Origin of the sequence: Spirilliplanes yamanashiensis (assembly GCF_016863475.1) — a bacterium.
In the GTDB taxonomy this organism is placed as follows: domain Bacteria; phylum Actinomycetota; class Actinomycetes; order Mycobacteriales; family Micromonosporaceae; genus Spirilliplanes; species Spirilliplanes yamanashiensis.
In genome coordinates this window covers 1-13,533 of the sequence record NZ_BOOY01000031.1, presented here as the reverse complement: position 1 = coordinate 13,533, position 13,533 = coordinate 1, and the positions used below count along the sequence as shown (strand labels likewise).

Annotated in this window: 14 protein-coding genes; 11 read left to right on the top strand and 3 right to left on the bottom strand. The window is 73.8% G+C overall.

Features of this window, described 5'->3' with window-relative positions:
- From argB to Sya03_RS21900, 7 genes are all read left to right on the top strand, one after another.
- Positions 1 to 870: an acetylglutamate kinase gene (gene argB, locus Sya03_RS21930; protein WP_203940354.1), complete on the top strand. Its 870-nt coding sequence runs from the start codon at positions 1 to 3 to the stop codon at positions 868 to 870.
- A complete protein-coding gene (locus Sya03_RS21925; protein ID WP_203940254.1) occupies positions 867 to 2,027 on the top strand; it encodes an acetylornithine transaminase in 1,161 nt (386 codons plus the stop codon). The genes argB and Sya03_RS21925 overlap by 4 nt, the downstream gene beginning before the upstream one ends.
- Entirely contained in the window at positions 2,024 to 2,947 is a 924-nt protein-coding gene (argF, locus tag Sya03_RS21920; RefSeq protein WP_203940253.1) for an ornithine carbamoyltransferase, read from the top strand. The genes Sya03_RS21925 and argF overlap by 4 nt, the downstream gene beginning before the upstream one ends.
- Positions 2,944 to 3,444 carry an arginine repressor gene (locus Sya03_RS21915; RefSeq protein ID WP_203940252.1) on the top strand — a complete coding sequence of 167 codons (501 nt, stop codon included), beginning with the start codon at positions 2,944 to 2,946 and terminating at the stop codon, positions 3,442 to 3,444. Before argF ends, Sya03_RS21915 begins: the two co-directional genes overlap by 4 nt.
- Entirely contained in the window at positions 3,441 to 4,646 is a 1,206-nt protein-coding gene (locus Sya03_RS21910; RefSeq protein ID WP_203940251.1) for an argininosuccinate synthase, read from the top strand. Before Sya03_RS21915 ends, Sya03_RS21910 begins: the two co-directional genes overlap by 4 nt.
- A 4-nt stretch (positions 4,647 to 4,650) precedes the next feature.
- Complete coding sequence (gene argH / locus Sya03_RS21905) at positions 4,651 to 6,081, top strand: argininosuccinate lyase (RefSeq protein ID WP_203940250.1); 1,431 nt, start codon at positions 4,651 to 4,653, stop codon at positions 6,079 to 6,081.
- Between the two features lie 62 nt (positions 6,082 to 6,143).
- Positions 6,144 to 6,740, top strand: coding sequence for a DNA-3-methyladenine glycosylase (locus Sya03_RS21900; protein ID WP_203940249.1), 597 nt, complete (start codon positions 6,144 to 6,146; stop codon positions 6,738 to 6,740).
- On the opposite strand, the gene Sya03_RS21895 is transcribed toward Sya03_RS21900, so the two are convergent.
- Positions 6,725 to 7,786 (bottom strand): GNAT family N-acetyltransferase, encoded by a 1,062-nt coding sequence (locus Sya03_RS21895; RefSeq protein ID WP_239107755.1) that lies wholly within the window; start codon positions 7,784 to 7,786, stop codon positions 6,725 to 6,727. The genes Sya03_RS21900 and Sya03_RS21895 overlap by 16 nt on opposite strands.
- A 43-nt stretch (positions 7,787 to 7,829) precedes the next feature.
- Here Sya03_RS21895 and Sya03_RS21890 point away from each other — a divergent pair, with 43 nt between their 5' ends.
- The 3 genes from Sya03_RS21890 to Sya03_RS21880 are packed head-to-tail and all read left to right on the top strand — an operon-like array spanning position 7,830 to position 9,600.
- A complete protein-coding gene (locus Sya03_RS21890; RefSeq protein WP_203940248.1) occupies positions 7,830 to 8,324 on the top strand; it encodes a type II toxin-antitoxin system PemK/MazF family toxin in 495 nt (164 codons plus the stop codon).
- A gap of 36 nt (positions 8,325 to 8,360) precedes the next feature.
- Entirely contained in the window at positions 8,361 to 8,933 is a 573-nt protein-coding gene (locus Sya03_RS21885) for a hypothetical protein (protein WP_239107754.1), read from the top strand.
- 19 nt (positions 8,934 to 8,952) lie between these two features.
- Positions 8,953 to 9,600, top strand: a complete 648-nt coding sequence (locus tag Sya03_RS21880) for an adenylate kinase family protein (RefSeq protein WP_203940247.1) — start codon at positions 8,953 to 8,955, stop codon at positions 9,598 to 9,600.
- Between the two features lie 68 nt (positions 9,601 to 9,668).
- Here Sya03_RS21880 and Sya03_RS21875 read toward each other — a convergent pair whose 3' ends face one another.
- Together Sya03_RS21875 and Sya03_RS21870 are read right to left on the bottom strand one after the other, a co-directional pair.
- Positions 9,669 to 10,847 carry an RCC1 domain-containing protein gene (locus Sya03_RS21875; protein ID WP_203940246.1) on the bottom strand — a complete coding sequence of 393 codons (1,179 nt, stop codon included), beginning with the start codon at positions 10,845 to 10,847 and terminating at the stop codon, positions 9,669 to 9,671.
- Between the two features lie 91 nt (positions 10,848 to 10,938).
- Complete coding sequence (locus tag Sya03_RS21870; protein WP_203940245.1) at positions 10,939 to 11,718, bottom strand: polyphosphate kinase 2 family protein; 780 nt, start codon at positions 11,716 to 11,718, stop codon at positions 10,939 to 10,941.
- A 120-nt stretch (positions 11,719 to 11,838) separates the two neighbouring features.
- Here Sya03_RS21870 and tyrS point away from each other — a divergent pair, with 120 nt between their 5' ends.
- On the top strand, positions 11,839 to 13,113 hold the full coding sequence (tyrS, locus tag Sya03_RS21865; protein ID WP_203940244.1) for a tyrosine--tRNA ligase: 1,275 nt from the start codon (positions 11,839 to 11,841) through the stop codon (positions 13,111 to 13,113).
- The last annotated feature ends 420 nt before the right edge of the window (positions 13,114 to 13,533 follow it).

The following is a 13,533-nucleotide window of genomic DNA, read 5'->3' as shown; positions in this document are numbered from 1 at the left end:
ATGACCCCGCACCAGAAGGCCGCCGTCCTCATCGAGGCCCTGCCGTGGTTCGAGCAGTTCCACGGCGCCACGGTCGTCATCAAGTACGGCGGCAACGCGATGATCGACGCGCAGCTGCAGCGGGCGTTCGCGGCCGACATGGTGTTCCTGCGCTACGCGGGCCTCAAGCCGGTCGTGGTGCACGGCGGCGGCCCGCAGATCTCCTCGATGCTGGGCCGGCTGGGCATCGAGAGCGAGTTCCGGGGCGGCCTGCGGGTCACCACCCCGGAGGCGATGGACGTCGTCCGGATGGTGCTGGTCGGCCAGGTGGGCCGCGAGCTGGTCGGGCTCATCAACGAGCACGGCCCGTTCGCGGTGGGCCTGTCCGGCGAGGATGCCCGGCTGTTCACGGCGGTGCGCCGGCAGGCGGTGGTCGACGGCGAGCCGGTCGACATCGGCCAGGTCGGCGACGTCGCCGAGGTGGACACGTCCGCCGTCGACGACCTCATCGCCGCCGGGCGCATCCCGGTCATCTCGACGGTCGCCCCGGACGCCGACGGCGTGCTGCACAACCTGAACGCCGACACGGCGGCGGGCGCGCTCGCGGTGGCGCTGGGCGCCCGCAAGCTGGTGGTGCTGACCGACGTGCCGGGCCTGTACACGAACTGGCCGGACACCGACTCGCTGACCAGCCAGATCACGGCGGACGAGCTGGCGAAGCTGCTGCCGCGCCTGGAGGCCGGCATGGTCCCGAAGATGGAGGCGTGCCTGCGCGCCGTGCGGGGCGGGGTGCCCGCGGCGCACGTCGTCGACGGCCGCGTCCCGCACTCGACCCTCCTGGAAGTCTTCACCTCGGAAGGATTCGGCACGATGGTGGTGGACCAGGCATGACGCTCGTCGACCGGTGGCAGCACGCCATGATGGACAACTACGGCACCCCGCCGCTCGCGCTGGTCCGCGGCGCCGGCGCGGTCGTGACCGACGAGGACGGCAAGGAGTACCTCGACCTGCTCGGCGGCATCGCCGTCAACGCGCTCGGCCACGCCCACCCGGCGATCGTGTCGGCCGTCTCGCAGCAGGTCGCCACCCTGGGCCACGTGTCCAACCTGTACGTGGCGGAGCCGCCCGTCGCCCTGGCGGAGCTGCTGCTGGCGCTCGCCGGCCGCCCCGGGCGGGTGCTGTTCTGCAACTCCGGCGCGGAGGCCAACGAGGCCGCGTTCAAGCTGTCCCGGCTCACCGGGCGCACCCACGTCGTGGCGGCGCAGGGCGGCTTCCACGGCCGCACGATGGGCGCGCTGGCGCTGACCGGCCAGCCCGCCAAGGCCGACCCGTTCCGGCCGCTGCCGGGCGACGTCACCCACGTGCCGTACGGCGACGCGGACGCGCTGCGCGCCGCCGTCACCGACCACACCGCGATGGTGATCCTGGAGCCGATCCAGGGCGAGCAGGGCGTCGTGGTGCCGCCGCCCGGCTACCTGGCCGCGGCCCGGGAGATCTGCACCGCCGCGGGCGCCCTGCTGGTGCTCGACGAGGTGCAGACCGGCATCGGGCGCACCGGCCACTGGTTCGGCCACCAGGCCGACGGCGTCGAGCCCGACATCGTCACGCTGGCCAAGGGCCTCGGCGGCGGGCTGCCGATCGGCGCCTGCCTGGCGTTCGGCCCGGCGGCCGGCCTGTTCACCCCGGGCGCCCACGGCACCACGTTCGGCGGCAACCCGATCGCCTGCGCCGCCGCCCTGGCGGTGCTGCGCACGATCGCCGGCGAGGGCCTGCTCGACAACGTCAAGCGGGTGGGGGAGCGGCTGCGCCGCGGCGTCGAGGCCCTCGCCCACCCGGCGGTGCGCGGGGTGCGCGGCGCCGGCCTGCTGCTCGGCATCGAGCTGACCCGGCCGGTGTCGGGTGCGGCCGCGGCGGCGTTGCGGGCGGCCGGCTTCCTCGTCAACCCGATCCAGCCGGACGTCATCCGGCTCGCCCCGCCCCTGATCCTGACCACCGAGCAGGCGGACGCGTTCCTCGCCGCGCTCCCGGACGCCCTGGACGCCTCATGACCCGCCACCTGCTCCGTGACGACGACCTGAGCCCCGCCGAGCAGGCCGAGGTCCTCGACCTGGCCGCGCGGATGAAGGCCGACCGGTTCGCCCTGCGCCCGCTGGCGGGCCCCCGCTCGGTGGCCGTGTTCTTCGACAAGGCCAGCCTGCGCACCCGGCTGTCGTTCGAGGCCGGCATCGCCGAGCTGGGCGGCAACCCGCTCATCGTCGACACCCAGGCCACCCACTTCGGCCGCGGCGAGTCCCTCGCCGACGCCGGCCGGGTGGTGTCCCGGTACGTGTCGGCGATCGTCATGCGCACCTACGGCGACGAGCGGCTGGCCGAGCTGGCGTCCGACGTGCGGGTGCCGGTCATCAACGCCCTCAGCGACGGCTTCCACCCGTGCCAGCTGCTCGCCGACCTGCAGACGATCCGCGAGCGGCTCGGCGGCACGGCCGGCCGGCGGCTGGCGTACGTGGGCGACGCGGCGAACAACATGGCGCACTCGTACCTGCTGGCGTGCGCCACCGCGGGCATGCACGTGCGGGTCGCCGGCCCGCCCGGGTTCGACCCGGCGCCGGAGGTCGTGGCCCGGGCCACCCAGATCGCCGCCGGCACGGGCGGCTCGGTGGAGCTGCTGCGCGACCCGGCGCAGGCTGCCGACGGCGCCGACGTGCTGGCCACCGACACGTGGACGTCGATGGGTCACGAGGCCGACGGCAAGGACCGGCTCACCCCGTTCTGGCCCTACCAGGTCAACGCCGGCCTGCTCGGCAAGGCCGCGCCCGGCGCGATCGTGCTGCACTGCCTGCCGGCGCACCGCGGCGAGGAGATCACCGACGAGGTGCTCGACGGGCCGCAGAGTGCCGTGTTCGACCAGGCCGAGAACCGGCTGCACGCCCAGAAGGCGCTGCTGGCCTGGCTGCTGGAACGGTCATGACCGGCCCCGGCACCCGCACCGCCCGGCACGCGCGCATCGTGGAGCTGATCCGCAACACGTACGTGCGCTCGCAGACGGAACTGGCCGACCTGCTCGCCGGCGACGGCTACCAGGTCACCCAGGCCACCCTGTCGCGCGACCTGGAGGAGCTGGGCGCCGTCAAGGTCAGCGGCAGCTACCTGATCCCGGAGGACGGCCACCGGCCGCTGCGCCAGGCCGAGCAGCCGCCTGCCCGCCTGCAGCGGCTGCTGCGCGAACTGCTCACCAGCGTCGACTCCAGCGGCAACATCGCCGTGCTGCGCACCCCGCCGGGCGCCGCGCACTACCTGGCCAGCGCGCTGGACCGCACCGGACTGTACGAGGTCGCCGGCACCATCGCCGGCGACGACACCATCCTCGTCGTGGCCCGCGAGGCCACCGGCGGGCGGGACCTCGCGGCGAAGCTCGCCGGGTGGGCCGTCACCACCGATGAAACACTGGAAGGGAGTTCCCCGTGACCGAGCGGGTCGTGCTCGCATTCTCCGGAGGCCTCGACACCTCCGTGGCCATTCCGTACCTCGCCGAGCAGACCGGCGGCGAGGTCATCGCCGTGGCGCTCGACGTGGGCCAGGGCGGCGAGGACATGGAGGTCATCCGGCAGCGCGCGCTGGACTGCGGCGCCGCCGAGAGCGTCGTCGTCGACGCGCGCGACGAGTTCGCGCAGGACTTCTGCCTGCCCGCGCTGCGCGCCAACGCCCTCTACATGGACCGCTACCCGCTGGTGTCGGCGCTGAGCCGGCCGCTGATCGTGAAGCACCTGGTCGAGGCCGCCAAGCAGCACGGCGGCACGATCGTGTCGCACGGCTGCACCGGCAAGGGCAACGACCAGGTCCGCTTCGAGGTCGGCATCGGCGCCCTCGACCCGTCGCTCAAGGTCATCGCCCCGGCCCGGGACTTCGCCTGGACGCGGGACAAGGCGATCGCCCTGGCCGAGGAGAAGGGCCTGCCGATCGAGGTGTCGGCGAAGTCGCCGTACTCGATCGACCAGAACCTGTGGGGACGCGCCGTCGAGACCGGCTTCCTCGAGGACATCTGGAACGGCCCCATCGAGGACATCTACAGCTACACCCAGGACCCGGCCGTGCAGCGCGACCCCGACGAGGTCGTCATCACGTTCGACCGCGGCAACCCGGTCGCCATCGACGGCGAGACCGTCACCCCGCTGCAGGCCATCGCCGAGCTGAACCGGCGCGCGGGCGCGCAGGGCGTCGGCCGCCTCGACATGGTCGAGGACCGGCTCGTCGGCATCAAGAGCCGCGAGGTGTACGAGGCGCCGGGCGCGATCGCGCTCATCACCGCCCACCAGGAGCTGGAGAACGTCACCGTCGAGCGCGACCTGGCCCGGTTCAAGCGCGGCGTCGACCAGCGCTGGGCCGAGCTGGTCTACGACGGCCTGTGGTTCTCGCCGCTGAAGTACGCGCTGGACTCGTTCATCGACTCGGCGCAGGAGGCCGTGTCCGGCGACGTGCGGCTCACCCTGCACGGCGGCCGCGCGGTCGTCACCGGCCGGCGCTCCGAGGCCAGCCTGTACGACTTCGGCATGGCCACCTACGACACGGGCGACACGTTCGACCAGTCGCTGGCCAAGGGCTTCGTGCAGCTGTGGGGCCTGCCGTCGCGGATGGCCGCGGCGCGCGACAACCGGCTTCAGGGACACTGATCACGTGAGTGAGCAGAACGAACGCACCTCGCTGTGGGGCGGCCGGTTCGCCGGCGGCCCCGCCGAGGCCCTGGCCCGGCTGTCCGTCAGCGTCCAGTTCGACTGGCGCCTGGCCCCGTACGACATCGCCGCGTCCCGCGCCCACGCGCGCGTGCTGGCCGGCGCGGGCCTGCTGAACCCGGACGAGTTGGGCCAGATGCTGGCCGCGCTCGACGACCTGGAGGCGGCGTGCGCGTCCGGCGCGTTCCGCCCCACCGTCGAGGACGAGGACGTGCACACCGCCCTCGAACGCGGCCTGCTGGAACGCCTCGGCGCCCTCGGCGGCAAGCTGCGCGCCGGCCGCTCGCGCAACGACCAGGTCGCCACCGACCTGCGGATGTACCTGCGCGACCACGCCCGCGGCGTCGCCGCCCGCCTGGTCGAGCTGGCCGACGCCCTCGTCGAGCAGGCCGAGCGCCACATCGACACCCCGGCGCCCGGCATGACGCACGTGCAGCACGCCCAGCCGGTCACGTTCGGCCACTGGCTGCTGGCCCACGTGCAGCCGCTGCTGCGCGACCTGGACCGGCTGCGCGACTGGGACGAGCGCGCCGCGACCTGCCCGCTGGGCTCCGGCGCCCTGGCCGGCTCGTCGCTGCCGCTCGACCCGGCCGCGGTGGCCAAGGAGCTGGGCTTCAAGGCGCCCGCCGCGAACTCGATGGACGCCGTCGGCGACCGCGACTTCGTCGCCGAGTTCCTGTTCGTCACCGCGCTGATCGGCGTGCACCTGTCCCGCCTCGGCGAGGAGGTGGTGCTGTGGACGTCGCAGGAGTTCGGCTGGGTCGAGCTGGACGACGCGTTCGCCACCGGCTCGTCGATCATGCCGCAGAAGAAGAACGCGGACATCGCCGAGCTGGCCCGCGGCAAGTCCGGCCGGCTCGTCGGCGGCCTCGTCGCGGTGCTGACGATGCTGAAGGGCCTGCCGCTGGCGTACGACCGCGACATGCAGGAGGACAAGGAGCCCGCGTTCGACGCGGTCGACACCCTCCAGCTGCTGCTGCCCGCGCTGGCCGGGATGATCTCGACGATGACGGTCCGGGTGGACCGCCTCGCCGCGGCCGCCCCGGTCGGCTACTCGCTGGCCACCGAGGTGGCGGACTGGCTGGTCCGCCGCGACGTGCCGTTCCGCGACGCGCACGAGATCACCGGCAAGCTGGTGGCGCTGTGCGCGGCCCGCGAGTGCGAACTGGACGAGGTCACCGACGACGACCTGAAGAGCGTCAGCGAGCACCTCGACCCGTCGGTCCGCGAGGTCCTGTCGGTCCGCTCGGCCCTGGCCGCCCGCACCACCCCGGGCTCGACGGGCCCGGGCCCGGTGGCCGACCAGCACGCCGCCGCGGCGGACAAGCTCGACGGCTGGCGCGAGTGGGCCATCGAGAAGGTCGTCCCGCGCTGACCCACGCGCCCGGCCCGCCCCCGTACCGGGGCGGGCCCGGCGCGCTGTGGCAGGCTGCACCGATGGACCGCGCCACCCTCGCCGCGGCCGACGTGGCGGCGGTCGCCCGCGGCCTGCTCGGCTGCCACCTCACCGCGGGCGGCGTCACCGTCCGGCTGACCGAGGTCGAGGCGTACGCGGGCGCCGCCGACCCCGCCTCGCACGCCTACCGCGGCCCCACCGCCCGCAACGCGGTGATGTTCGGCCCCGCAGGGCACGCCTACCTGTACTTCACGTACGGCATGCACTGGTGCATGAACGTCGTGACCGGCCCGGACGCGGTCGCCTCGGCGGTGCTGCTGCGCGCGGGTTCGGTCGTCGACGGCGCCGAGGCGGCCCGGGAACGCCGCCCGGCCGCCCGGCGCGACGCCGACCTGGCGCGCGGTCCCGCGCGGCTGTGCCGGGCGCTCGGCCTCGACCGCGCCGCGTACGGGCTGGATCTGCTCAACCCGGCGTCCCCGGTGCGGCTGACCGCGGGGGAGCCGCCGGCGCAGGTTGCCGCCGGCCCGCGGGTCGGCGTGACGGGTGCGCACGACGTGCCGTGGCGGTTCTGGGTGCCGGGCGATGCGACGGTCAGCGCGTACCGCCGGCACACCGCCCGCAGTCAGCCCCGCTCGTAGAACGTGAACCCGTGCAAGGGGCGCCCGCCCGCGCGCCGGTACTGCGCCGCCGACGCCGGGTTGTCCCGCTCCACGAACGTGCTGCGCAGGTAGCGGTAGCCGCCCGCCGCCAGGTTGCGGTGCAGCTCGCGCGCGAGCAGCGTCAGGTAGCCGCGGCCCTGCTCGCCGGGCACCACACCCTTGGAGATGAGGACGGCGTCGCGCCGGTAGCGCCCCCGCACGGCGAGGAACCGCAGCTGGTTGAGCAGGCCGAGCCGCCCGCCGATCGTCATCAGGTACTCGGAGATGTCCGGCACCACCACGATGAACGCGACCGGCCGGCCCGCGCGCTCCAGCCACAGCAGCAGCCGCTCGTCCAGCACGTGCTCCAGGCCCTCGGTCTGCACCCGCAGCTGCTCCAGCGTGACCGGCGTGGCGTACCCGAGCTGGGCGAAGCTGTCGTTGAGCAGGTCGCGCAGCATCGGCAGCAGCGCCGGCACGTCGGCGCGCGACGCGTACCGGATCCGCAGGTCCTCGGCGGCGATCCGGGCGTCGTCGAAGACGTACCCGGCGTCGGGGCCCCGCACCGGCACCAGCCACGTGTCGGACTCGAACCGGCGGGCGAACCCGAGCCGCTCGTACGCCGCCGGGTAGTACGCGGGGTTCCACGGCGACTCCAGGAACCCGCGCTCGTGGAAGCCCGACGTGATGACCCCGCCGGTCTCCATCGGCGTCAGCGCGACCGGCCCGAACAGCGGCCGCCCCGCCGCCGCGTCCTGGACGACGCCGAGCAGCGCGGCCAGCACGGCGTCGTCGTCGACGAAGTCGGTGTGCCCGAACAGCTGCCGCGGCCCCACCTTGGCGTCGAACGCGTCGTCGCGGTGCACCCCGGTGCGCCCCACCACCCGCCCGGCGTCGTCGCGCACCAGGTAGAACTCGGCGAACCGGTGGTGGTGCTCGATCGTCGAGGCGTACGCCGGCACGTACCGCCCGGCCGGGTGCAGCCGCACCGGGAAGTCGACGAACGCCCGCATGCCCGCCCGCGTGGTGACCCGCTCGACCCTCACACCATGATCCTGCCCGATCGCCGCTGCACTAGAGTGCGGACGCGTGACGAGCATCTGGAAGGGCATCGCGGGCACGGTCAAGCGCGCGGTGCGGCGCGGCCCCCGGCCGGCGCCCCCGCGCACCACCCCCGCCCCCCGCCCGCCGGGCCGGCAGCCCGCCGCCGCGACGGCCGGCCGCTCCCTGGCGTACCAGCCGAACCTCGACGGCGACGCCGACCCGGGCGAGGTCGTCTGGACCTGGGTGCCCTACGAGGAGGACGCCACCCAGGGCAAGGACCGCCCGGTGCTGGTCGTCGGCCGCACCGGCGCCGACGTGCTGGCGCTCATGCTGTCCAGCCAGTCCGACAGGGACGGCCAGCGGCACTGGTTCCCGCTGGGCGAGGGCGCCTGGGACAACGAGGCCCGCCCCAGCTGGATCCGCCTCGACCGGGTCCTCACCGTCGACGCGGACGCCATCCGCCGCGAGGGCGCCATCCTGGAACGCGGCCGCTTCGAGGCCGTCGCCGCGCAGCTGCGCGCGCACTACGGGTGGAGATGACCGGTCCGGCCCGCCCACCGCGCTAGCCTTCCGGGCATGGACGGCGAGGCGATGGTCGGTTTCGGCGGCAAGCAGGCGTGGCTCGCGGCACGCGACACCCCGGCGGAGGCGCTGCTCGACGCGCTCGGCCTGCGCGACCTCGGCGAGGTCCCGTGGCGCGAGGGCGTCGACCTGGCGTACCTCACCGACGACCGCGTCGTCGTCACCCCGCCCCTGGCGGGCGCCGCCGACGCCCCCTGGACGCTGGCCGCCGGCCGCTACTTCCTGCGCCCCGACGTCGCCGTCGACCTCGTCGACCTGTCGGCCCGCCTGCACACCGACGTGCAGCTGTTCGCCACCCACCGCGTCACCGAACTGCACCGCTGGCAGCGCGCCGTCGACGGCCGCCTGATCAGAGCCTTCGGGTACGTGGGCCAGCTCGTCACCGCCTGGCACGGCGAACCCGACCCCGCCGAGCTCGCCGCGGGCCTGCCGCTGAAACTCGACGAGGAACCGGACGTGCTGGTCTCGGAGCACGACGTCATGCGCGTCGCCCACGCCTGGAGCGTCGACCCGACCGGCCTCGGCGCCCGCCCGGCGCCCGGACCGTTGCGAGCGGCGGCCGCCTGACTCTGGCAGGGTTGGGCGCATGCGCAAGTTCGTGATGATGGGCGTCCAGGGCAGCGGCAAAGGCACCCAGAGCACCATGCTGTGCACCGACCTCGACCTCACCCACATCTCGGTGGGCGACATCTTCCGCTGGCACGTCCAGCAGCACACCAAGGTGGGCGCCCAGGTCCGCCGCACCGTCGCCGCCGGCGAACTCATCGGCGACGACGTCGTCGAGGCCATCGTCCGCGAACGCCTCGACCAGCACGACTGGAACTTCGGCTTCGTCATCGACGGCTTCCCGCGCAACGGCCGCCAGGCAGAATTCTTTCTCGAGAGCTACGACATCGATGGCGTCATCCACCTCGACCTGCCCGACGACGAGGTCCGCCGCCGCGTCCTGAACCGGCGCCTGTGCACCGACTGCGGCATGGACTACAACCTCATCGCCGACCGCCCCGAGATCGAGGGCCGCTGCGACATCTGCGGCGGCGACCTCGTCACCCGCGCCGACGACACCCCGGAGGCGCTCGCCGCCCGCCTGCGCGACTACCACCAGAAGACCCGCCCGGTCCTGGACATCTTCCGCCGCAAGGAGGTCGTCCACGACATCGACGCCCGCCCGTCGCCGGACGAGGTCCAGGCGGCGATCCGCGAGGCCCTGGGCCTGCCGGCCGCCAAGCCCTGACCTGCGGCCCCCTGAGCCTCCCGGACGCTGCTGCCACGCCGCGCGCCCTTCGGTCTCGGGCGTGGCCGTCACGGGGGCGGAGTGATCGCGAGGGTGTGCTGTGCCCGTCCGCCGTGCCCCAGCCCCGTCGCCGACAACCCGGTCACCTGCACCGGCGCGGTCCGCTGCGTGGTCGTCCCGTCGCCGAGCCGCCCGTTCGTGTTGACCCCCCAGCACCAGGCGGTCCGGTCCGACCGGAGCCCGCAGCTGTGGCTGTCGTGGGCGCTGACATCGGTCCAGATCGTGCCGGCCACCTGCACGGGCGCGTTGCGCTGGGTGGTGGTGCCGTCCCCGAGCCGCCCGCCGGAGTTGAGCCCCCAGCACCACAGCGTGTTGTCGGACCGGGTGGCGCAGGTGTGCTGCGACCCGGTGGCGACCTTCCGCCACGACGTCCCGGCGACCTGCACGGGGGCGAGCCGGTCGGTGGTGGCGCCGTCGCCGACCTTGCCGTCGTAGTTGGTGCCCCAGCACCACAGCGTCCCGCCGGTGCGGGTGCCGCAGGTGTGCGTCGAGGCCGCGCTGACGGAGGTCCACCCCGTGCCGGTCAGCTGGACGGGGGTGCTGCTCTCGTTCCACGTGTTGATGCCGAGCTGAGCGCCACTGTTGCCACCCCAGCACCACAGGGTGGCGTCGGTGCGCACCGCGCACGTGTAGCTCATCCCGGCGGACACGCTCTGCCACACCGCACCGGGCACCTGGGTGGGGTTGGGCCGCGAGGTCGTCGTGCCGTCGCCGATCTGCCCGCTGCCGTTGGCGCCCCAGCACCACAGCGTGTTGTCGGTGCGCACGCCGCACGAGTGGGTGTCCCCGGCGCTCACCGCCGACCAGGCCGTCCCGGCGATCTGCACCGGCGACGTGCGCTGCGTGGTCGTGCCGTCGCCGAGCTGCCCCGAGCCGTTGCCGCCCCAGCACCACAGGGTGTTGTCGGTGCGGGTGGCGCAGCTGTGCTGGGTGCCGCCGGCCGGGCCCCGCCACGTCGTCAGCGCGCCGACCGGTGTGGCCGTGGTGCGCTGGGTGGTGTCGCCGAGCCCGAGCTGGGCGGCGGAGTTGAGCCCCCACGCCGACAGCGTCCCGACCGGCAGGAAGCTGGCCGCGGCCGCGAACGTGCTCACCGGGTTGCCGGTGGTCCCGGCCAGCGGCGCGTGCACCGTCGGCAGCAGGGCCGGCCCGAGCCCGACCAGGACGGCCAGGAGGGCAGAGCGAAGCACACCACGCCGTGCCATCGCGCCCCTCCCGTCCCGCCGGGTCTGTGGTCCATGCGGCGGAACATCGGCCGGCGGGGGCCCGGGTTGAGCATCGTCACTCCGTCGGGCTGATCACCCCCCGCTCCTCGACGGCGATCCCGCGCTCGGCGAACTCCCGCTCGACGGCGGCGCACACCGCCTCCACCACCGTCACCCGGGCGGTGCGCTTGTCGTCACCCGCGACCACGGTCCACGGCGCCCGGGGGTGGTCGGTGCGGTCGAGCATCTCCTCGACCGCCGCCTCGTACGCCTCACGCTTCTCACGGTTGCGCCAGTCCTCGTCGGTGAGCTTCCACTGCCGCAGCGGGTCGGCCGCCCGGTCCTCGAAGCGGCGCAGCTGCTCCTCCGGCGACACGTGCATCCAGAACTTGACCAGGATCATGCCCTCGGCCGTCAGGGTGCGCTCGAACTCGACGATCTCGTCGTACGCCCGCTTCCACTGGTGCTCCGCGGCGAAGCCCTCGACCCGCTCCACGAGCACCCGCCCGTACCAGGACCGGTCGAGCACGGCCATGCCGCCCCAGCCGGGCAGCACCGGCCAGAACCGCCACAGGAAGTGGTGCCGCTTCTCGTCGTAGGTCGGCGCCGCGAACTGCGCCACCCGCACGTGCCGCGGGTCGAGCGGCTTGACCAGGCGCTTGATCGCGCCGCCCTTGCCGGACGCGTCCCAACCCTCGAACACGACGCACAGCGGCGGGCCGATCTGCTTGGCGCCGATCTGCCCGCCGAGGACCAGGCGCAGCCGCAGGAGCCGGTCGAGCGCCGCGTCGAGGCGGGCGGTCGCCTCCTTCTTCGGCAGGGCGGCGGTGAGATCGACGTCAGCCAGTCGTGTCATGCCGCCATGCTCGCACCGGCCGGCGACCGCGGCACGGGTTGTCCACAGGCGGCGTACCCCCGGACCGGGCTGTGGATATCGGGTGCGGGCCTTGCGGGGGGATGCGCGACAATCGGCGGCGTGACCGACAGTGCCGCACCCACGCTGACCGACGACCTGCTCTGGCGGGGCCTGATCCAGGACTCCACCGACGCCGACGAGCTGCGCAAGCACCTCGACGCGGGGTCGCTCACCTACTACGTGGGCTTCGACCCGACGGCGGCCAGCCTGCACGTCGGCCACCTCATGCAGGTGCTCACCGCCCGCCGGCTCCAGCAGGCCGGGCACCGGCCGCTGCTGCTCGTCGGCGGCGCCACGGGTCAGATCGGCGACCCGCGCGAGAGCGCCGAGCGCACGCTCAACCCGGTCGACGTCATCGAGGGCTGGGTGCAGCGCATCCGCGACCAGCTCGCCCCCTTCGTCACCTACGAGGGCGACAACGCCGCCACGCTGGTCAACAACCTCGACTGGACCGGCCCGATGTCGGTCGTCGACTTCCTGCGCGACGTCGGCAAGCACTTCCCGGTCAGCCGCATGCTGGCCCGCGAGGTCGTCAAGGCCCGGCTGGAGAGCGGCATCTCGTTCACCGAGTTCAGCTACCAGCTGCTGCAGTCGCACGACTACTACGAGCTGCACCAGCGGCACGGCTGCCGGCTGCAGTTCGGCGGCTCCGACCAGTGGGGCAACATCACCGCGGGCGTCGACTACATCCGCCGCCGCGGCGCCGGACCCGTCCACGCCTTCACGACCCCGCTGGTCACGAAGGCCGACGGCACGAAGTTCGGCAAGAGCGAGGGCGGCAGCGTCTGGCTCGACCCGGCGATGACCTCGCCGTACGCCTTTTACCAGTTCTGGCTCAACAGCGACGACAAGGACGTCAACCGCTACCTGCGGTACTTCTCCTTCCGCCCGCGCGAGGAGATCACCGAGCTGGAGACAGCCACGGCCGAGAAGCCGGCCGCGCGGCTGGCGCAGCGCGCCCTGGCCGAGGAGCTGACCACGCTCGTGCATGGCGCCGACGAGTGCGCCCAGGTCATCGCGGCCAGCCAGGCGCTGTTCGGCAGGGGCTCGCTGGCGGAGCTGTCCGCGGACACGCTGCGGGCCGCGCTGGCGGAGACCGGACTGCACGAGGTACGCGGTGAGCTGCCGCCCGTCGCCGCCCTTCTGAGGGACGCCGGCCTGGTCAGCAGCATGAACGAGGCCCGCCGGGCGATCGCGGACGGCGGCGCGTACGTCAACAACGAGCGCGCCACCGACCCGGAAGAGGTACCGGCGGCGAGCTCGCTGCTGCACGGCCGGTTCCTCGTGCTGCGTCGCGGAAAGCGGACCTTCGCCGGGGTTGAGCTGCTAGGGTGACCTCTGGTCGAACCGCAGGCATCGATGGTGTGACGAGCGTCGCCCCAGGGCTGGTTTGCGGTCGAGCTGACAACGACGTAACTTTCTAACTCGCTCCACGACGCCGGCCCTCGCGGCCGGCGCAGGAGCGGCCGGGCGGAGCGCCCCGGCGGCACCCGGCGGAAGCGGGGGGCCGGCGGAGAGCGGCGAAACCGACCGGGTAGAGTCTTCCTCCGGCACTGCACCGGGCGCCCCTTCGCGGGGCGGACGGAGTTGCCGAAGCCCTCGACAAAGATCGCGGATCAATTCCGCGTCCATTGTGGTGGGCGACGCCGAAGATCGCATTGACAGATCGGAAACCCCGATTTGACGCCGCAGAAACCGGCGAGTAAGTTTGACGAAGTGCCCCGCACGAGGGCCGCGCGAGCGGATCTCGGACGG